18 protein-coding genes are annotated in these 18,913 nt (G+C 70.3%); 4 read left to right on the forward strand and 14 right to left on the reverse strand.

All coding sequences use genetic code 11. From position 1 onward, the window contains the following. Positions 1-130: 130 nt before the first annotated feature. Positions 131-925 carry an HAD family acid phosphatase gene (locus ABT004_RS31135; protein ID WP_351343325.1) on the reverse strand — a complete coding sequence of 265 codons (795 nt, stop codon included), beginning with the start codon at positions 923-925 and terminating at the stop codon, positions 131-133. 248 nt (positions 926-1,173) lie between these two features. Between ABT004_RS31135 and ABT004_RS31140 the strand changes: the two genes are divergently transcribed. Next, positions 1,174-1,404, forward strand: coding sequence for a hypothetical protein (locus ABT004_RS31140; protein ID WP_351343327.1), 231 nt, complete (start codon positions 1,174-1,176; stop codon positions 1,402-1,404). Positions 1,405-1,417: 13 nt separating this feature from the next. Here ABT004_RS31140 and ABT004_RS31145 read toward each other — a convergent pair whose 3' ends face one another. The 11 genes from ABT004_RS31145 to ABT004_RS31200 form a co-directional block, all read right to left on the reverse strand. Beyond that, on the reverse strand, positions 1,418-2,530 hold the full coding sequence (locus tag ABT004_RS31145) for a pectinesterase family protein (RefSeq protein ID WP_351343329.1): 1,113 nt from the start codon (positions 2,528-2,530) through the stop codon (positions 1,418-1,420). 169 nt (positions 2,531-2,699) lie between these two features. After that, positions 2,700-4,025 carry a pectate lyase family protein gene (locus tag ABT004_RS31150; protein WP_351343331.1) on the reverse strand — a complete coding sequence of 442 codons (1,326 nt, stop codon included), beginning with the start codon at positions 4,023-4,025 and terminating at the stop codon, positions 2,700-2,702. A gap of 252 nt (positions 4,026-4,277) precedes the next feature. After that, positions 4,278-5,648: an ABC transporter substrate-binding protein gene (locus tag ABT004_RS31160; protein WP_351343333.1), complete on the reverse strand. Its 1,371-nt coding sequence runs from the start codon at positions 5,646-5,648 to the stop codon at positions 4,278-4,280. Beyond that, positions 5,645-7,201, reverse strand: coding sequence for a glycoside hydrolase family 43 protein (locus tag ABT004_RS31165; protein ID WP_351343353.1), 1,557 nt, complete (start codon positions 7,199-7,201; stop codon positions 5,645-5,647). The genes ABT004_RS31160 and ABT004_RS31165 overlap by 4 nt, the downstream gene beginning before the upstream one ends. Positions 7,202-7,251: 50 nt before the next feature. Further along, entirely contained in the window at positions 7,252-8,178 is a 927-nt protein-coding gene (locus tag ABT004_RS31170) for a DUF6807 domain-containing protein (protein WP_351343335.1), read from the reverse strand. Continuing rightward, entirely contained in the window at positions 8,175-9,410 is a 1,236-nt protein-coding gene (locus ABT004_RS31175; protein ID WP_451189605.1) for a Gfo/Idh/MocA family protein, read from the reverse strand. Before ABT004_RS31175 ends, ABT004_RS31170 begins: the two co-directional genes overlap by 4 nt. Before the next feature lie 8 nt (positions 9,411-9,418). After that, entirely contained in the window at positions 9,419-10,348 is a 930-nt protein-coding gene (locus ABT004_RS31180; protein ID WP_451189470.1) for a carbohydrate ABC transporter permease, read from the reverse strand. Continuing rightward, the gene (locus tag ABT004_RS31185) at positions 10,345-11,286 is read right to left on the reverse strand and encodes a carbohydrate ABC transporter permease (protein ID WP_266720981.1); all 942 of its coding nucleotides are present in this window, start codon (positions 11,284-11,286) and stop codon (positions 10,345-10,347) included. Before ABT004_RS31185 ends, ABT004_RS31180 begins: the two co-directional genes overlap by 4 nt. A gap of 158 nt (positions 11,287-11,444) precedes the next feature. After that, positions 11,445-13,184, reverse strand: a complete 1,740-nt coding sequence (araD, locus tag ABT004_RS31190; RefSeq protein ID WP_351343337.1) for an L-arabinonate dehydratase — start codon at positions 13,182-13,184, stop codon at positions 11,445-11,447. After that, entirely contained in the window at positions 13,181-14,098 is a 918-nt protein-coding gene (locus tag ABT004_RS31195; protein ID WP_351343339.1) for a dihydrodipicolinate synthase family protein, read from the reverse strand. Before ABT004_RS31195 ends, araD begins: the two co-directional genes overlap by 4 nt. Continuing rightward, positions 14,095-14,766, reverse strand: a complete 672-nt coding sequence (locus tag ABT004_RS31200) for a GntR family transcriptional regulator (protein ID WP_351343341.1) — start codon at positions 14,764-14,766, stop codon at positions 14,095-14,097. The genes ABT004_RS31195 and ABT004_RS31200 overlap by 4 nt, the downstream gene beginning before the upstream one ends. A 198-nt stretch (positions 14,767-14,964) precedes the next feature. On the opposite strand from ABT004_RS31200, the gene ABT004_RS31205 reads away from it, so the two are divergent. Further along, positions 14,965-15,246, forward strand: coding sequence for a type II toxin-antitoxin system Phd/YefM family antitoxin (locus ABT004_RS31205; RefSeq protein WP_351343343.1), 282 nt, complete (start codon positions 14,965-14,967; stop codon positions 15,244-15,246). Further along, positions 15,243-15,650: a type II toxin-antitoxin system VapC family toxin gene (locus ABT004_RS31210; RefSeq protein ID WP_351343345.1), complete on the forward strand. Its 408-nt coding sequence runs from the start codon at positions 15,243-15,245 to the stop codon at positions 15,648-15,650. Before ABT004_RS31205 ends, ABT004_RS31210 begins: the two co-directional genes overlap by 4 nt. On the opposite strand, the gene ABT004_RS31215 is transcribed toward ABT004_RS31210, so the two are convergent. Both ABT004_RS31215 and ABT004_RS31220 read right to left on the reverse strand, forming a co-directional pair. Beyond that, positions 15,642-16,802: a hypothetical protein gene (locus ABT004_RS31215; protein ID WP_351343347.1), complete on the reverse strand. Its 1,161-nt coding sequence runs from the start codon at positions 16,800-16,802 to the stop codon at positions 15,642-15,644. The two genes, ABT004_RS31210 and ABT004_RS31215, sit on opposite strands and share 9 nt — an antisense overlap. Further along, a complete protein-coding gene (locus ABT004_RS31220) occupies positions 16,799-17,743 on the reverse strand; it encodes a 5-dehydro-4-deoxyglucarate dehydratase (RefSeq protein ID WP_351343349.1) in 945 nt (314 codons plus the stop codon). The genes ABT004_RS31215 and ABT004_RS31220 overlap by 4 nt, the downstream gene beginning before the upstream one ends. A gap of 224 nt (positions 17,744-17,967) precedes the next feature. Here ABT004_RS31220 and ABT004_RS31225 point away from each other — a divergent pair, with 224 nt between their 5' ends. After that, positions 17,968-18,798 carry an NAD-dependent epimerase/dehydratase family protein gene (locus ABT004_RS31225; RefSeq protein ID WP_351343351.1) on the forward strand — a complete coding sequence of 277 codons (831 nt, stop codon included), beginning with the start codon at positions 17,968-17,970 and terminating at the stop codon, positions 18,796-18,798. Positions 18,799-18,913: the final 115 nt, after the last annotated feature.

Here is an 18,913-nt window from a genome sequence, read left to right on the forward strand (position 1 = left end):
CGTTACTCGGCCCCCGGCCGGTCCGCCCCTTTTTCCACTTACACCCTCTTTTATTTTCCTACCCATTGAGGGGGCACCCCGCGCGGGTCGGGGCCCCCCCCGGCGCCCACGTCCCCCTGAGCCGCCGGTGTCACTCCACGTAGTACGTCGGGTTCGGCAGCTTGTACGTCTTGCCCGAGTACCCGCCCTCCAGGTCCGAGTCCTGGTCGCCGAAGTTGCCGACGATGTCGTAGCCGCGGGACTCGATGTGCTTGCGCGTCCCCGACTTGTACTGCACCGTCGTGCAGTTCCAGGCGGCGGCCGTGGCGCAGTCGGCCAGGTACGCGGGCGGGTCGGTCTTGTCCTTGAGGAAGACGTGGTCCGCGTCGAGGTTGACGTCGATGCCGACCTTCTTCAGGTTCTCCACGGCGGCGGAGCGCTGCGTCTCACCGAGCCCCGAGTTGTAGAAGACCTCGACGCCCTTGGACTCGGCGTACCGGATGAGCTCGGGCGTGCCGAAGACGGCGGGGCGGTTCGCCTCGTCCACGTACTTCTTCCAACTGGCGTCGTTGTAGACGTAGTTGGTCTTCTTCTCGTAGTCGAGGCTGAGCAGCAGCGTGTCGTCGATGTCGAAGACGATCGCGGGCTTGTCGCCCTTGCCGTGGTGCTGCCGCGCCGCCGCGGCGATGTGCCGCTTCGCGCCCTTCTCGATCCGGGCGAGGTCCTCGGCGTACGGGCTGTCGGGCGCGGCCTGCCAGACGCCGTCGGCGTCCTGCTTCGCGCCGTAGTAGGAGTCGATCTCCTTGGTGAGGAGGCCGATGTTGTGCGGCTCCGCGGTGGCCTTGTCGTTCGTTCCGCCCGCGTCGGCGGAGCCGGCGGTGACGACGCCGGCGAGTACGAGGGAAGCGACCGTCGCTGTGGCGGCGGCGAGATGGCGCTTGCGCATCGGTGACGTAATCCAATTCTGGCCGTGACGGCTGCGAGGGCCGTCGGGGAATGGGGGACTCCGTGCAGGTGAATGTATGTCTACGCGCATCACATGAGCCCCGCGACCCGCTTTACCCGATCGATACCCGACACCAATATGGCCGCACCATTGCTCCGGCATGGCGCCTTGTTGACCGTGCCTTGAAGGGGCCCCTTCTAGGGTCGGAGGAAGCGCTCGATCCACAGAATGCAGGCCCCACCGTGACCGTGACCCCGACGAGTCTCCTCCCCCTCGCCGCCGGTGACCGCGCCACCCCACCGGTCCTCCTCGGCCTCTTCGCCGTGGGCGGCGTCATCGCCATGGCGGCCGGTCTGATCTGGGCGTTCGACGTCCGCGGGCTGACCCCGGTGGGCTACCTCCGCGTCCTGGGCGGCGCGCTGACCCTCGCGGGCGTGGTGCTGCTGTTCGTGACGTACGCCTTGTGGCACCTCGGCTGACGCACGGCGCACCTCACGCCCACGGGCGCCAGTCCCCGAGATACGTCTCCCGTGTGTGCGTGGCCGCCTGCGCGGCGGTGAGTCGCGGGCAGTTCCCCGGGATCGGCGAATCGGCACCGGGTCCGGTGTTCCGGTACTCCGCGAACCGCTGGTTCTGCCAGGGGTACGCGTCCGACATGTTGGCGTAGGGCGTGGCCGCGTCGATGCCACGGCCGATGCGTGTGTCGCGGACGACGAGGGCGGGCCTGGCCGTCGTGTCGGAGCTGGGCACCCAGGGGCGGGCCAGCTTGTAGTACGCGTCCGGTGCGGTGGAGTCGATCCGGCAGCGGCTGACCAGGAAGCCGCGCGGGTTGGCGGCCGCCGTGGACGGTGCGAAGACGAAACCGTACGGGGATGAGGCGAGGTCCGTGCGGTCGAGCGCGCGGAAGCGGCAGCGTTCGAGGACAGCCGTGCCGCGACCGAAGACGAAGTCGACGTCGCCCTCGACGTAGCAGTCGTGGAAGTACTGGCGGGCGAAGGCGGTGAGCGCGGCCGAGTCGGCGTACAGGGTGTCCTGGTGGCCGAGGAAGCGGCACTGGAAGAACGCCGAGCAGTCGCCCGTCACCTTGACCGCGACGGCCTGCGTTCCGGTGTACTCCGGGTTCGCCGCGCGCAACCAGTCGTTGGCGAAGGTGAGGTGGTGCGCGGTGAAGCCGTCGGGGCCCAGGGTGACGGTGGCGCTGCCGGTGGTGCCGTACGTGCCGGAGCCGTCGGGTTTCGGGGTGCCGGCGGCGTTGTCGTACACGATGACGGTGTCGCGGGGGTTGCCGGAGGCGCCGATCCACGTGGTGCCGGTGGCCGTGGCCGGGACGGTCACCGTTTCCCGGTAGGTACCGGGGGCGATGACGAGGGTGTGGGCGGGATCCGTTGCGGCGGATGCGGCGGCTTGGACGGTGCGGTGGTCGCCGGCGCCGTGGGGATGGACGTAGAGGGTAGTGGGGGTGAGACGGTTCCTCGGGGAGCCGTAGCGGCCGAAGGGGTGCCGGTGCGGCTTGGCGTCGGCCGGTGTGGTGGTGGCGGTCAGGGCGAGGGCCGTGACCGTGCCCGTGCCCGTGAGGAAGGTGCGTCTGGCGAGGCGGGTTTGCATGCTGCGGCTCCGGAGCGGGGGGATGTGGTGGGCGGCCGGCGATTGAGGCACACGTCACGGGGCTCCGCCCCGGGCCCCGCGCCTCAATCGCCGGCGGGGCTTGATATTGCTCAACTTGCGCCGATACGTGATGCAGTCCGACTCACGCTGGTGCGTGCCTGAATGGTGACTATCCGAGCCGGTCCGGGCCCGCCTCCCGGGACACCGTCCGCGGGACCGATCTCACCGGGTCCACATGCCGCCGCAGGGCCGGCTTCCAGCCTGCACCTGCGCGGAGCGGAGTGTCTGCGTGGGTTGTGTTGTAGGCGGCTACCAGGTCGACCGACTTGCCGTTGACCTGGTTGTCGGTTGTCGTCAGGGGATAGTCGTTCCAGCGGTGGAGGACGGTGTCCGCCCCGGTACCCCGCGGCAGCGTGAACGCGTTCTTCTCCGCGTAGAGCTGTGACTCGAAGCCGATGCCGAAGGAGTAGGCGTAATCGGCGTTGCCCACATACGAGTTGTTGTAGACGTCGACCTGTCCGAACCGGACGCGTGGGGCCCGCTCGACGAGGTTCTTGAAGAGGTTGTGGTGCAGGGTCACGCGGAGTTTGCCGCGGTCCGTGGCGGCCGCGCCGTCGCTGTTGCCGATCATCAGGGTCTTGTCGTGGTCGGCGAAGACGTTCCAGGAGGCGGTCACCAGGTCCGCGCCCTTGACGATGTCGAGCTCGCCGTCGTGCTGCTGGTAGATGCGGCCGTAGTAGCTGGGGAGGGTCGAGTCCGGGTGGGCGCCGTCGGTGAACTCGTTGTGGTCCAGCCAGACATGCGTCGCGTTGTAGACGACGGCCGCGTCGTACTCGGAGTTCCAGTTGCCGGTGTCGCCGTCCGTCGGGTCCCACTGTGGGAAGCAGTCGAGCGGGGACTCCAGGGTGAGGCCGCGCACGATGACGTTGTCGACGCCGTTGATCTGGAGGCTGCCACCTACGATGCCGGGGTTCTTCCCGACGCCGATGATCGTGGTGTTGGCGGGCACGTTCGCCTTGATGGCCTTGGCCTGGGCGGTGGCGGACGCGGCGCGCAGGTCCTCTTGTTCGCCGGACACCTCCTTGTCGTAGCCCCAGGTGGCAGGGTCGTAATCGGCGAGGTACTGGTCCAAGTCGTAGCCGGGCGCGGCGAATTCGGAGCAGGTCGCGCCGTCCGCGTCGAGGGTGCCCTTGATCTTGACGATCTTGGGCGCGGCGCCGCCGTCGGCGAAGGCGGCCTTCAGCTCCGCCCAGGTGGTGACGGTGTAGACGTGCGCGACGTCGGCGGCGGCGCCGCCCGCGGTACCGGTGGTGGCCGAGCCCCAGCCGTCGCCCTTGGCGAGGGTCTGCCGGGCGAGGTCGCGGCCGTGTGTCTCGGCGGCGCCCGCGGTGGTGACCGTGCCAGTGACGGCGAGGACGACGGCCGTGCAGCCGGCGGCGACGACCGCGTATCTCGTCTGCTTGCTGTTCTGACGGCTCTTCCTGTGTGCTCTCACTGTGCGGCTCCTGGAGGACGGTGTCGGAGTTCTCAGGCGGGGGTGGTTCCGGTGAAGTACGTCTTCGTGACCTCGACGCCGAGCTTCTGCCACAGGGCGAGGGACAGCGCCTGGACGTCGAGGAGCGCGACGCCATCCCGTTCGGCGAGGGCGGCCAGGGTGGCTCTTCGGGTGGGGCCGGCGGCGGGAGCCGCGGGGCACGGGGCGTCCCGCCACCGGCCCGGTCATGGGTGAACAGGCGTGCAGCGAGGGCTAGTTGGCCTGCTGCTTCCATTCGGTCTGCGCCTTGTTGAGCTGGTCGGCGAGCGAGTCGAGGAAGGCCTTGGCCGTCATCTTGCCGAGCATGACCTTCTGGAAGTCGTCCTCGTTGTCGGCCTTGGAGATGGTGTTCCAGTCGGGCAGGTAGTACGGAAGGTCCACGATCTTCGTCGAACCGGACGAGAGGGCGTCGGCTGCGAGCTTCGTCGGCTCGGACTTCTGGACCCAGTCGTCCTTGGCTGCCTCGGTGTTGGCGGGGATCTGCTTGGCCGACTCGTTCCACTTGCTGTTCTCCGCGTGCGAGGCGGCGAACTCCATGAACTTCCAGGCGGCCTTCTTGTTCTTGCTCGCCTTGAACAGGCCGAGCCCGTCCACCGGGTTGGAGACCTGGACGCGGGTGCCGTTCGGGCCCGTCGGGTTGGGAATGCCGCGGAACTTCGTACCGAAGGCCTTCACGTGGTCGCCGTACGAGCCGAGGTTGTGGCTCAGCATGCCGATCTTGCCGCTGTCGTACTGCGCAACCATCTTCGTGAAGTCGTTGTTGACGTCGGCGGACGGTGTCGCCTTCTTGTAGAGGGCGGCGTACTTCCCCAACGCGGCAACGTTCTTGGGGTCGTTGACCGTCGTCTTCTCGTTGTTCTTGTCCCAGAACGACGTGATGCCGCTCTGTCCGTACGTCACGTCGAGGGCCTGCGCGATGGAGCCCTCGCCGCCCCGGATGGTGTAACCGAACTCGTTCTTGCCGGTGTTGGTGAGCTTGGTCGCCGCGTCGAAGAACTTGTCCCAGGTCTCGGGCGCCTCAAGGCCCGCCTTCTTGAACAGGTCGGTGCGGTAGTAGAGGACGCCGTTGTTGGCGGACGTCGGCAGCTCGTACAGCTTGTCGCCGGCGCCCGCGGACTTCACCGACGCCATGAAGGCGTCGTTGAGCTTCCCGTTGAGCGAGCTCGTCGCTATGCGCTCGTCGAGCGGTTCGAGGGCGTCCTGCGCGGCGATGCCCGCGAGCATCGCGGTGCCCACGCCACCGACGTCGGGCAGGCCGCCGCCCTGGATGGCGGTGTCGTACTTGGACTGCACGTTCTCGGCGGGGACGCCGACGTACTTGACCTTGATGTTCGGGTTCTTGCCCTCGAAGTCCTTGATGATCTCCATCCAGACGTCGCGGCGCACGGCCGTGTTGTTGTCCCAGAAGGTGATCTCGCCCTTGCCGGAGCCCTCGTCGCCCTTGTCGCCGCCGGCGCCGCTGCCGTCGTCGCCGCAGGCGGTGGCGGTCAGGGCGAGGACCGTGCTGAGGGCGAGGGCGGTGCCGGTGCGCAGCGCGGATCTGCGGACGCCGCTGCGGGTTCCTCTGCGTGCACTGATGGTCATGATCGGCTCTCTTCTTCTGGATCCAACTGGAGGGTGGTGCTGCGGAAGTTCGTGAAACAGGCGGTGCCGGGTGCCTGGCCGCCGGGCGCCTGACCGTCGAGTGGTGCCGCCGCGAACAGGCCGAGCAGGGCGCCGACCCAGCGCCAGGGCTGGGCGGCGAACACCTGGCCGGAGCGCCAGAAGCCGTCTCCGGTGTCGACGAAGAGGCGGCAGCGGGCCCCGTCGGCGATGTCGACGCGCAGGCGCGCCGTCGCGTCGGGCGCCGCGCGGGGGTGGGCCGCGTCCCGTTCCGCGTCGGCGGTGGTCTCGGCGAACCGGTGCACGGCGTGGGCCGCCCCGTCCGCCCCGCGTTCGAGGCCGATCCACGTGTACGCGTCGCCGAGCACCGCAAGCCCCGCGCGGGCTCCGGGAGTTGTGGCGTCGAGCCGCAGGTCGACCTCCACGCGGCTCGGCAGGAGCGGCAGCCGCTGGGTCAGCAGGTGCGGTACGCGGCGCAGGTCGCGCACCCCGTCGACGGAGCGCACACAGGTCAGCCGCAGACCGTCCCCGTCGTGCGAACTCGTCTTGCCCGGGGTGGAGTTGGCCGTCCACTGCCACTGCGGCCCGAAGCGCCCGCCAGGGAAGACGTCGTCCGTCGCGGGCGCCGCCACCGTTCCCGGCGGCAGCGCGGGCTTCTCGTGTACGTCGACGGGGGCACCGTCGTCGCCGATCACCGGCCACCCGGAGGCGTCCCAGCGCATCGGCTGGAGGTGCACCACACGGCCGTACGGGCCGCGCTGCTGGAAGTGCAGGAACCAGTCGTCGCCGACCGCCGTGCGCACCCATCCGCCCTGGTGGGGGCCGTTGACGTCGGTGGCGCCCTGTTCTAGCACGACCCGCTCCTCGTAGGGGCCGAAGAACGAGCGGGAACGGAAGGCGCCCTGCCAGCCGGACTCCACGCTGCCCGCCGGGGCGAAGATCCAGTACCAGCCGTCGTGCCGGTAGACCTTGGGGCCTTCGAGGGTGAACCAACCGGGAATGCGGTCCCCGTCGATCAACACCGTTCCCTCGTCGAGGAGTTCGGTGCCGTCGGGCGCCATGCGGTGGCCGGTGAGGCGGTTCTTGATGCCGGCGCGGGATTTGGCGTAGGCGTGCACGAGGTACGCCTCGCCGGTCTCCGCGTCCCACAGCGGGCAGGCGTCGATGTACCCCTTGCCCGCCTTGATGAGGTGAGGTGTCGTCCAAGGCCCGGTGATGGATGGGGCGTTGACCTGGTACACGCCGTGGTCGGGGTCGCCCCAGAAGATCCAGAAGCGGCCGTCGTGGTAGCGGATCGACGGGGCCCACACGCCGCAGTCGTGGCGCGGGGTGGTGAACGCCTCGGCGGGTTCGAGCCGGTCGAGGGCGTGTCCGACGAGCGTCCAGTTGACGAGGTCGCGGGAGTGCAGCAGCGGAAGCCCGGGGACGCGGCCGAAGCTGGACGCGGTCAGGTAGAAGTCGTCGCCGACGCGGACCACGTCGGGGTCGGACCAGTCGGCGGCGAGCACGGGGTTGCGGTACGTGCCGTCGCCCAGGTCACCGGTCTTCTTGAAGGTCTTCGGCTTGGAGGTCTTCGGTGCGCGGCTCACGCGGCCACCGCCTTGCGGACGAGCGCCGCGGCCCGCTTGCGGTCGAGCGTGCCGTCGGCGACGACCGTGACCACGCGGCGTACGGCGGTGTCACCGGGGCCGATGGGCAGCCGGGCGGCGGAGGCGAGCGAGGAGCCGACGCCCGGGTACTCGTCGGTGCGGACGAACCACGGGTCGTGGCGGGTCCGCGCGGTGGCGCCCGCGAAGACGAGGGTCCAGCCGTCGCCCGCCATGGCCAGCCAGTCGGCGGGGCGGCCGTGGACCGCCTGCTCCCCCTCACCGCCCGCGGTGCTGTGTTCTCCCGGGGGACAACCCCCGGCCCCCCGGCCGGAAGAGGGACCGTTCGAGCTGAACACGGCCGGCGGCGCGCTCTCCTTCGGCGCCCGCCAGAAGAAGCCTCCGTACGCGGCGCCGGGACGGCCGTTGGTCGCGGGACTGCCGATGCTCAGCCCGTCGTCCGACGGGTTGGTGAGCGAGAACGTGAAGTCCAACGCCCAGGCGTCGTCGGCAAGTTGGGTGGTGGCCACGGTGCGGCGCTCGCGCAGGAGCGGCATGCAGCCATCCGCGGTCCAGTCCAAGTCCTCCACGAACCCGTCCGGGTCGCACAGCTTGAACTCGCGGTGCCGCTGCTCGCCGTGGTTGTCGAACTCGGTCGGCCCCTGCCCCTCGACGTAGGTGCGCCCACCCCAGAAGTTGCGCCCCGCGACGTCCGGCACGGCGACGCCCGCCCCGAGGTGGTGCAGGTGGTCGGCGGGCGCGAACTCGGTGACCGGAGTGCCGGCGAGCGTCGTCACCGGGTGCAGGAAGGGGCGCGGCGAGAGGCGCCGCGCGACGTCGGGGCGGATCTCGTAGCGGGCGACGGGGCGGCCCGCACAGCTCAGCGTCAGCGGGGCGGTGATCAGCCCGTTCGGGGTTCGGGTCACGACGAGGCCTCCACTCCGGAGCGGGCCCAGGACGCGCCGAGCCCGGCGAAGCCAGTGAGTCCGTCGGCGCTCGCGGCGACGAGCCCGTCGGCGCCGTGCACCACCCGGCGTACGGCGCCGGGCCGGTCGGCGGGCATCTCGCTCCACGCGTCGGCGGGCAGCGCCAGCGGGTCGGGGGCCCGCCGGATCGCCTCGACCACGCGCATGAACGCGCCGGTGGCGGCGGGCGGCACGAGCAGCGGTGTCTCCCCGTCGGTGGCGAGGTGTTCGACGAGGTTCGCCAGGAGGTCGGTGCGCCCGTGCACGGTCTCCTGCGGGCCGTGGCCCGCGCGCTGCACGAGGACGCGGTCCTGCTTGTACCAGAACGTGATCCGGCCGCGGCTGCCGTGCACGATGACGTACGGCTCGTCGGGCAGCTCGGCGCACAGGGTCGCGGCGACGGTGACGCGCGATCCGGTACGGGTGGTCAGCTCGACGTACGAGGTGTCGTCGGCCTCGATGTCGTTGGCGCGGTACAGCTCGGTGCGGATCGTGGTGAGGTCGTCGCCGCCGGTCGCGCCGTCGAGGGCGAGGGAGGTGGCGACGGCGTGGGCGAGGGGGTTGGTGAGCACGCCGTCGACCACATCAACGGTGCGGCCCGTGCCGCCGGCGTCCGCGAGACGTCGACGTCCGGCCCAGGGGGCGCGCCGGTAGTAGGCCTCGTCGCGGGCCCAGGCTCCGGCGGCGCCGATGCCGAGGGCCTCGCCGATGGCGCCGTCGCGTACGAGATCTCGTATATGGGACACCGCATGCGAGCCGAGCGACTGGAAGCCGATCTGGCAGGCGATCCCCGCCTCGGCCACCCCGGCCGCCATCCGCTCGTATTCCGTATATGACGGCGCAGGCGGCTTCTCCAGGAGCAGGTGCACGCCCCGCTCGGCGGCGACCAGGGCCAGCTCCGTGTGCGTCGGGATCGGGGTGCAGATGATCGCGATCCGGGCGCCGGTGCGGTCGAGCAGCTCCCCGAAGTCGGCGGACTGCACGAGGCCACCGGCCTCGAACCCGTCGAGCTCCGCCGCGTCCAACGGCCGCAGCTCGCACACTCCGACGAGCTGAACCCGCCCCGCCTCCGCGAGGCCCCGAAGGTTGTTCAGGTGCCAGCGGCCGTGTCCGCGAGCGCCCGCGAGGACGACGGGAACGGGCTCGCGCACCGGGCCGCCGTCGCCTGTCTGCATGATCGACTTGATCTTCATGGTGGTTGTCATCCCTTCACCGCCCCCGCGCTGAACCCCGTGACGAGCCATTTCTGAATGAAGGCGAAGACGATCACGACGGGCAGCGCGGCCACGACACCACCGGCGGCGAGCGCGCCCAGGTCGACGGAGTCGGCGCCCATGAGCGTGGCGAGGCCGACCGGGATCGTCTGCTTGTCCTGGTTGGAGAGGAACATGAGGGCGAACAGGAAGTGGTTCCAGCTGTGCACGAAGGCGAAGGAACCGACCGCGATGATCCCCGGTCGCAGCAGGGGAAGCACGACGGCGCAGAAGGCGCGGAAGCGTCCGCAGCCGTCGACCCAGGCGGCCTCTTCGAGCGAGTACGGCACGTTCTTGATGAAGCCGCTGATGAGAATCATCGTGAGCGGCAGCTGGAAGACGGTCTCGGCGATCATGACGCTGCCGAGCGAGTTGATCAGCCGCAGGTTGGCGAAGATCTGGAACAGCGGGACCAGCATCAGGGCGCCCGGGATGAACTGCGAGCACAGCAGCGCGAGCATGAAGCCCTGCTTGATACGGAAGTTGAAGCGGGCGAGCGCGTAGCCGCCGGCCAGCGCCACGACCGTCGTCATCAGCATCGAGGCGAGACCGACGAGCAGGCTGTTCTGGAAGAACATCCCGAACGACCGCTCGTTCCACACCTTGTCGAAATGCTCGAAGGTGAGCGGCCACGGTACGAGGGACGTGGATCCGGTGGGCCGGAACGCGAACAGCAGCATCCAGTAGAAGGGGACGAGCGTGAAGAGGAGGTAGACGCCGAGCGGTACGTAGATTTGCCAGCGCGGAACGTCCTCCCAAGAAGGTCCCGACCGGCCCTTCTTGGAGGGGCGGAAGGCGGCGCGGTGCCGGCCGCCGGCCGTCGTGGCGGTGCTGGGCGTGGTCGTGATGGCGGTCAATTCGGCTTCCTTGACGGTCACTTGTCCTCGCCCCCGAACTTGCTCAGGCGGAGATAGATCATCGAGCAGAACAGGAGGATCACGAAGGCGATGGACGTCAGCGCGGACGCGTAGCCGAAGTCGTGGCTGTCGACGGCGATGGAGGCGATGCGCAGCGGCAGGGTGGTCGTCTCCCCCGCGGGCCCGCCGCCGGTGAGGGTGTAGAGCAGGTCGACGTTGTTGAACTCCCACACCGCGCGCAGCAGCGTGGACAGGATGATCGCGTCCTTGAGGTGCGGCAGTGTGATGTGGAAGAACTGGCGCAGCCGGCTCGCGCCGTCGACCTCGGCGGCCTCGTACAGATCCTTCGACACGGATTGCAGGTCGGCGAGGATGAGGATCGCGAAGAAGGGGACGCCGCGCCAGAGTTCGGCGGTGACGACGGCCGGGAAGACGGTCGCGGTGTCCGACAGCCAGGACGTGCCGTACGTACCGATGCCCATGTCGGCGAGGTAACGCGTGATGCCGGTCTGGGAGTTGTAGAGCAGCATCCAGACGGCGGACGTGAGCACGCCGGAGACGGCCCAGGGCGAGAAGACGAGGGCGCGGGCCATGCCGCGGCCGACGAAGGTCTGGTTGACGACGAGCGCGAGCCCGAGGCCGAGCAGCAGTTGCAGCACGACCTGGACGACGACCCACTGGAGGCTGAAGCCGAGCGTCCGCCAGAAGTCCGGGTCGTTGGTGAACGCGGTGACGAAGTTGTCGAGCCCCGCGAACCCGTTGCGCCACGGCTTGGTCGGGTTGAAGTGCTGCACGCTGTAGTAGAAGACGCTGATGACGGGATACGCGATGAAGCCCAGCATCAGCAGCCCGGCGGGCGCGATCAGCAGATACGGGAGCCTGCGCGGGGTGGCTGACTTACGGCGCCGGGGCGGCGACGCGCCCCCCGGTGCTTTGGCCACGGCTGCGGCTTGGGCCATGACGGGAACTCCGTTCTCGGTGGCTCAGGTCGGTGCTTCTTACTTCTGTACGGGGCCGTAGAAAGCGCTTGCACGTGGCACGTATCGAAGCGCTTCCTACGGATGGTGGTTCGGGGTGGTGCGGGCGGTGCGGGTGGTGCGAGGTGACGCGCGGTGACTCAGCTCGCGTACGGATCCGAGACCGTGCCGGGCCGCGCCAGGAAGGCGAAGTCGCAGCCGGTGTCGGCCTGGGTGATCTGCTCGTCGTAGAGCACGCCGTAGCCGCGCTGGTGACGCTCGACGGGCGGCACCCACTCGGCTCTCCGCCGCTCCAACTCCTCGTCACTGACGTCGAGTTGAAGCGACCGGGCGGCGACGTCGAGGGTGATGGCGTCCCCGCTGCGGACCAGCGCGAGTGGTCCGCCGACATGCGACTCGGGCGCGATGTGCAGGACGCACGCGCCGTAACTCGTGCCGCTCATCCGCGCGTCGGAGAGCCGCACCATGTCGCGCACGCCCTGCTTGAGCAGATGGTCGGGGATGGGCAGCATCCCGTACTCGGGCATGCCGGGCCCGCCCTTGGGTCCCGAGCCGCGCAGCACCAGGACGCTGTCGGCGGTGATGCCCAACTCCGGGTTGTTGATGGTGCGTTGCATGGTCTTGTAGTCGTCGAAGACGACTGCCGTGCCGGTGTGCTTGAGCAGTCCCGGCTCGGCGGCGATGTGCTTGATGACGGCGCCGTCGGGGCAGAGGTTGCCGCGCAGGACGGCGACGCCCCCCTCGGCCGCGACCGGGTTCGTGCGGGGGCGGATCACGTCGTCGTTGTGGACCTCGACGTTCTCGATCCTATCGCCGAACCGCCCGTTGACCGTGGTCCGTTCGAGGTGCAGCAGGTCGGCGATCCGGGAGTGGAACGCGGGCAGACCGCCGGCGAAGTAGAAGTCCTCCATCAGGTACGTCCGCCCGCCCGGCCGTACGTTCGCGAGCACGGGAACGGTGCGCGCGACGCGGTCGAAGTCGTCGAGCGTGAGCGGCACTCCGGCCCGCCCCGCCATGGCGATGAGGTGGATGACGGCGTTGGTGGAGCCGCCGAGCCCGAGCACCGTGGTGACGGCGTCCTCGAAGGCCTCGGGGGTGAGGATCCCGGACGGCTTGAGCCCTGTCCACGCGAGGTCGACGGCGCGGCGCCCGGAGGCGGCGGCCATCCGCTCGTGCGCGGAATCGACGGCCGGAATGGAGGAGGCGCCCGGCAGCGTCACGCCGAGGGCCTCGGCCGCCGCGGTCATGGTCGACGCGGTCCCCATGGTCATGCAGTGACCGGGCGACCTCGCCAACCCGCCCTGAAGTTCCCGCAGTTCGCAGTCGGTGAGGTTGCCCGCGCGGTGCTCGTCCCAGTACTTCCACATGTCGGTGCCGGAGCCGAGGGTCTCGCCGCGCCAGTGGCCCGGCAGCATCGGCCCGGCCGGCACGAAGATCGCCGGCACGTCGGCGGAGGTCGCGCCCATGAGCAGGGCGGGGGTCGACTTGTCGCAGCCGCCGAGCAGCACCGCCGCGTCGACCGGATAGGAGCGCAGCAACTCCTCGGTCTCCATGGCGAGCAGGTTGCGGTAGAGCATCGGGGTCGGCTTCTGGTACGTCTCCGAGAGCGTGGAGACGGGGAATTCGAGCGGGAATCCGCCGGCCTGCCACACGCCCCGCTTCACGGCCTCGGCGCGCTCGCGGAGGTGCACGTGGCAGGGGTTGATGTCGGACCAGGTGTTGAGGACGGCGATGACCGGGCGACCCTCGTACTCCTCGGCCTCGTAGCCGAGTTGACGCATCCGGGCGTTGTGCGACCAGGTGCGCAGTTGACCCTCGGTGCCGTACCACTGGTGGGATCGGAGCTGTTCGGGCGCGAGTCTCCGGTCGGGGGCGGTCATATGGACCACCCCGCGGCGATCTCGGCGACCTCGGCGCGCTCCGCCTCCGGGAGTTCCTTGCTCGGCGGGCGGACGTCGCGGCGGCACAGGCCGAGGGAGGCGAGGGCCTCCTTGACGACGGTGACGTTGTTGGCGGAGGCGTCGGCGCCGCGCAGTTCCTCGAAGCGGCGGATCTGCTCCCACACCTTCATGGCGGCGGTGTAGTCGCCCGATCGAAGCGCTTCGATCATGGACAGCGAGACGCTCGGCGCGACGTTCACGAGCCCCGAGGTGAAGCCGGTGGCGCCCGCGGAGAAGTAGGCGGGCGCGTACGGCTCGGCGAGCCCGGCCACCCAGACGAACCGGTCGAGGCCCGCGTCCCGGGCGAAGCCGGCGAAGCGCGCGGCGTCCGGCACCGCGTACTTCACGCCGATCACGTTCGGGCAGGCCGCGCCGAGCTCGGCGAGCCGGGCACCGGGGAGCGCCGCGTTCCTGAGGTACGGGACGACGCCGAGCTCGGGCACGGCCCGCGCGATCGTCCGGTGGTAGTCGACCCAGCCGACGTCGGACACGTAGGGGTGCACGGGCTGGTGGACCATCACCATGTGGGCGCCGTGCTCGCGGGCATGCCGGGCGGCCTCGATCGCGGTCGGCACGTCATGGCCGACGCCGACGAGGACGACGCCCCGCTCCCTCACCTCGTCGAGGGTCAACTCCGTGACGAGGCGGCGCTCTTCGGGTCCGAGGGCGTAGAACTCGCCGGTGTTCCCGTTCGGCGTGAGGGTGCGCACCCCGCTGTCGAGCAGGCGCCGCAGCAGGGCCCTGTACTGCCCCTCGGCGACGGATCCGTCCTCGGCGAACGGGGTCACCGGGATCGCGACCACATCGGCGAGCGCGGCGCGCTGCGTCTCGAACATGGCTGGTGTGACTCTCATGAGTGGTGCCCACCCTCTTCTTCCCGGTCCTCCCGCGCTTCGGGGAAGGCCCGCTCGACGAACGACGCGATGTGGTCCCGCAGCGCGCGCGAGGCCCCCTGGGCGTCACCGGCGAGGGCGAGCTCCAGGATCTCCCGGTGCTCGGCGGCCTCCCGGTCCCACGAGGGGTCGGCGGCCCACGCCACGGCGGACACCAGGGCGGCCTGGTCGCGGACCTCGTCGAGCATCCTGCCGAGCAGCGGGTTGCCGCACGGGAGGTAGAGGGCTCGATGGAACTCCCGGTTGGCGAGGGAGCGTTGGGCCGTGTCGCTCGCGGTGGCGGCGCTGTGCAGCGCGTCGCGGGCGGCGTCGAGGGAGGCACGGCGGCACACGGTGCGGCGCAGCGCCTCCGGTTCGAGCAGCAGCCGCACGTCGTAGACCTCGCGGGCCATGTCGGCGTCCACCATGCGCACCGTGACGCCCTTGTACTGGCTCATCACGACGAGCCCGGTTCCGGCGAGGGTCTTGAGCGCCTCGCGCACCGGAGTCTTGGAGACCCCGAACTGGGCGGCGACATCGGTCTCCACCAGGGCCTGACCGGGACGCAGCCGCCCCGTCAGGATGCGGTGCTTGATCTCCTCCAGGACGTACTGGGTACGGGAGGGGATCGGCGTGGGCACAGAGGTCATGCGGGCCTCTCGTATGGCGTATCGCGTCTCATATATGACGTACGAAGTACGACGCGTTGAAGCTAGAAGCGCCACCGGGTTTCGTCAACGCTTCCGACACAAAAAATCCACCCCGTGCGCGCCATCGACCCCTGCGAGGAGCGGTCGATGCCGCACCCTCACCTGGACGTAACTACATCATGTAGGTACATTGCCGTCATGAAGACCATGGGGCTGCGCGAGCTGAACCAGAATCCCTCCAAGGCCGTGGCGCTGGTGCGATCCGGCGTTCCCATACTGGTCACGGACCGCGGGAAGCCGGTACTGCGCATGGTGCCGGAGGCCGAGGCGCCCAGCGCCTTGCAGCGCATGCTGGATGCGGGCGATGCGCAGCCTCCCACCGAGCAGGGCATGCCCGACCTGATCCCCGACCTCGCACCCGACCTGCCGAGCCTGTCCGAGCTGCTGCACGCGGACCGCGACAGGGAGCGCCGCCGGTGATCTACCTCGACGCATGCGCACTGCTGAAGTTCATCAAGCCGGAGAAGGAGTCGAGCGCCTTGCGGGCCTGGCGCGAGAGCCTGCCCGACGGGACGGAACTGGTCGCGAGCGAGCTGGCGCGACTGGAGATCACACGCACCCTGCACCGCGCCGGCGTCGACCACCAGCGCGTTCCCTATTACGTGAACCAAGCCGTTCGCGGCCTCTACCTGATCGAACTCACGTCCACGGTGCTGAGCCGCGCGATCGCGTACCAGACCGCGCGCCTCGGCTCGCTCGACGCCATCCATCTCGCCAGCGCCGACCCGTTCCGCTCGGACCTGACCGCCTTCGTCACGTACGGCCTGGAGCTGACGAAGGCGGCCGAGGAGCTCGGGTTCCCGGTCACCGCTCCCTCAGAGTGAAGCCAGCGCCGCGCGTACCCGCTCCAGGTCCCCGTCCGACGCAAGACCCGCGTGGTACAGCCGCAGCTGCGTCGCGCCCAGGTCGCGTGCGGTCCGGGCGTCCTGCGCGAGGGTGTCCGGGCTGCCGCCCATGCCGCGTACGACGGTGAGGTTCGCGGCGACGGCACCCCCGCCCTGTTCCGCGAAGGGGCGCACCAGGCCCGCGCCGCCCGTGCAGGGCACGACGACGCCGTCGGCGACGGAGAGGATGTGCTCCGGGTCGACGCCGGCGTTGGCGCCGCAGTGGTACGAGACCGGGTCGGCGTGCAGCAGCACCTGGAAATCGGCCGGGGCCGCGGCCCGTACCGCCGCGACGGCCGCCTCCTGGAGGGTGCGGGCCGTGGTGTCGCGGTACGCGCGCGTGGCGGCGGCGGTCTCGGCGCCGAGCAGCTTCTCGACCGTCGCCCAGCCGTCGTCCGACGCCTTCCCCCGCCATACGGGGTCCAGGGCGGACCGGACGGACACCGCCAACTCCACCGGGTCCAGGCCGTGTTGGGCGTACCCCTCGCGGCAGGAGTCGCAGAAGCACAGCGACATCAGGTACTGCCCGGCTTCGCCGAGGCCGACGCCGCCGGTCTTGTCGTGGGCGTGCAGATGCGCGAGGCCGTACCAGCCGAGCGATTCGAGTTCCGTGCCGCGCGCGCCGGGGCGGGTCGCCGCCTCCGCCGCCAGGTCGACGAGGTACGCGCGCGTGGCGGGCTGCGCGATGCACGGCGCCCACGGGTAGCGGTCGCCGTAGGCGTTGACGACGGAGGTGTCCGGATGTTCGGCGCCCATCCGGGAGTTGTGGGCGAGCACGACCCACGTGTGGACGTCGAGCCCTGCGCCCGCGAGGGCCTCGGCGGCCTCCGCGTAGGCGTCGCCGGGGGCCCAGCCCCCGGCTTCGTAGGGCGTCAATTCCCGCCCCTGCCAGCGTTGTTGGTCGACCGGGTACAGCACCGCCGCGTGCTCCGCCGTCACGATACGGTGGCGCGGGTGGCGGGGCGTCAGCGCGCGCGTGGAGTGGTAGGCAGCGGCGAGGGTGACCTGCTGGACACCGAGGTCGGCGATGCGGCGGGCGGCGTCCGGGTCCCCGTTGACGTCCCAGGGGTAGACGAAGGTGGAGGTCCTCACGCGTCGGCTCCTTCCAGCAACTTGGCGCCCTGCTCGATGAGTTCGGCGAGCCGATCGATGTGCTCCGCGCGCGGCTCGTGCAGGGGCGGCCGCACCCCGCCGACGTCGAGCCCGCCGAGCCGGACCCCCGCCTTCACGAGGGAGACCGCGTACCCCCGGCCCTGGTCGCGGAGTTCGACGAGGGGCCGGTAGAAGCCGTCGACGAGCCGGTTCACCGTGCTGTCGTCGCCCGCGTTCAGCGCCTTGTGGAAGGCCTGCGCGAGCTCGGGCGCGAAGGCGAAGGCGGCGGAGGAGTAGAGCGTGACGCCGATGCCGCGGTAGGCGAGGCCGGTGAGTTCGGCCGTGGGCAGTCCGTTGAAGTACAGGAACTCCGCCGCCCCTGCCGTCCGTACGGCGCTCACGATCCGCTGCATCAGGTCCAGGTCGCCGAGCCCGTCCTTGAGTCCGAGCACCTTGGGGTGGTGGGAGAGCGCGACGACGGTCTCCGGGGTGAAGACCGCGTTGTCGCGCTGGTAGACGATGATGTCGAGGGAGGTCGCGTCGGCCAGCTCGGCGTAGTGCCGCAGCAGCCCCTCCTGTCCCGCCACGACGAGATAGGGCGGCATCGCCAACAGGCCGTCCGCGCCCGCCCGTTCGGCCGCACGCGCGTAGCGGACCGCGAGCGCGGTGCCGTATCCGGCGCCCGCGACGACGGGCACCCGGCCCGCCGCCGCCTCGACCGCGGCCGCGACGCAGTCCTCGTACTCCTCGGGCGTGAGGGCGTGGAACTCCCCCGTGCCGCAGCAGGCGAACACGGCGGCGGCCCCGGCCTCGACGCCGCGCCGGACATGGGTGCGGTAGGTGTCGAGGTCGACGGATCCGTCGGGCCCGTACGCGGTGACGGGGAAGAACAGCGGTCCCCGGGGGTCGCGGAGTCGGGCGGCGAGCGAGAGTGGCGTCACGGGCTCTCCCTGAGCTGATGCACGGCCATACGTGCACGGTTATGATTCGCGTTTATATTTCTGAACATCCACGGTAGGACGCCCCTTTGAGCGCGGTCAAGCGCCCGAACTCACCTCCCGTACAGCTCCCTTGACGGGTGGGACACCACTCCATAGCGTTTCCCTGCATCCACGAATGTGAACGACTTCATCGACAACGGCTCACAGACACGGAGATCACGCGCATGCCCCGCACCCTCCTGCTCACCGGCGCTGCCGGCGGACTCGGCACCCTGATGCGGGAGCTGCTGCCCCAGCACGGATACGAGCTCCGCCTGCTCGACGTGCGCCCGGTCGAGAACGCGCCCGACGCGATCATCGCCGACCTCAACGACACGGCCGCGCTGCGCGAGGCGGTGCGCGGCGTCGACGCCGTGCTGCACCTCGCCGGTATCAGCCTGGAGTCGACCTTCGAGAAGATCCTTGACTCGAACATCAAGGGCACGTACCACCTCTACGAGGCCGTACGCCAGGAGGCCGCGTCCCGCACGGACGGCACGGTCCCCCGCATCGTCTTCGCCTCCTCCAACCACGCGATCGGCTACACGCCGCGCCCGCGCGTGGAGGACGGCGCATCGCTGGTCCGTGTCGAGACGCTGCGCCGCCCCGACACGTACTACGGCCTGTCGAAGTCGTTCGGCGAGGACCTCGCCCAGTTCTACTGGGACGAGCACGGCATCGAGACCGTCTCCGTGCGCATCGGCTCCTGCTTCAGGGAGCCCACGGACGTCCGCATGATGTCGGTGTGGATGAGCCCGGCGGACGGCGCCCGCCTCTTCCACGCGGCCCTGAGCGCGGAGAAGGTCGGCCACACCGTCGTCTACGGCTCCTCCGACAACACCCGCGCCTGGTGGGACCTCTCGAGCGCCCGCGCCCTCGGCTACGAGCCGCAGGACGACTCGGAGACGTACGCGGAGCAGCTGCTCGCCGAGCACGGCCCGCTCAGCGACGACAATCCCGCGCACCGGTACATGGGCGGCCGCTTCGTCAACGACCCGCCGATCTGGCCGTACTGAGATCCGGCCGTACTGAGCACACGTTTTCCGTAGGACGCGGCGGCGGGGGGGGCCCCAACCGGCCCGCCCCCCGCCGTGTTGGGGCGGGGGGGGTGGCCGGACCAGGCAGATAGGG

Origin of the sequence: Streptomyces sp. NPDC002790 (genome assembly GCF_040295505.1) — a bacterium.
Taxonomy (GTDB): domain Bacteria; phylum Actinomycetota; class Actinomycetes; order Streptomycetales; family Streptomycetaceae; genus Streptomyces.

Coding starts and splice junctions, on each gene's coding strand:
- araD (WP_351343337.1), bottom strand. CDS start 13,184: ATGACCGCCCCCGACCGGAGACTCGCGCCCGAACAGCTCCGATCCCAC.
- ABT004_RS31200 (WP_351343341.1), bottom strand. CDS start 14,766: ATGACCTCTGTGCCCACGCCGATCCCCTCCCGTACCCAGTACGTCCTG.
- ABT004_RS31175 (WP_451189605.1), bottom strand. CDS start 9,410: ATGAAGATCAAGTCGATCATGCAGACAGGCGACGGCGGCCCGGTGCGC.
- ABT004_RS31145 (WP_351343329.1), bottom strand. CDS start 2,530: ATGCAAACCCGCCTCGCCAGACGCACCTTCCTCACGGGCACGGGCACG.
- ABT004_RS31135 (WP_351343325.1), bottom strand. CDS start 925: ATGCGCAAGCGCCATCTCGCCGCCGCCACAGCGACGGTCGCTTCCCTC.
- ABT004_RS31185 (WP_266720981.1), bottom strand. CDS start 11,286: ATGGCCCAAGCCGCAGCCGTGGCCAAAGCACCGGGGGGCGCGTCGCCG.
- ABT004_RS31225 (WP_351343351.1), top strand. CDS start 17,968: ATGCCCCGCACCCTCCTGCTCACCGGCGCTGCCGGCGGACTCGGCACC.
- ABT004_RS31195 (WP_351343339.1), bottom strand. CDS start 14,098: ATGAGAGTCACACCAGCCATGTTCGAGACGCAGCGCGCCGCGCTCGCC.
- ABT004_RS31160 (WP_351343333.1), bottom strand. CDS start 5,648: ATGACCATCAGTGCACGCAGAGGAACCCGCAGCGGCGTCCGCAGATCC.
- ABT004_RS31205 (WP_351343343.1), top strand. CDS start 14,965: ATGAAGACCATGGGGCTGCGCGAGCTGAACCAGAATCCCTCCAAGGCC.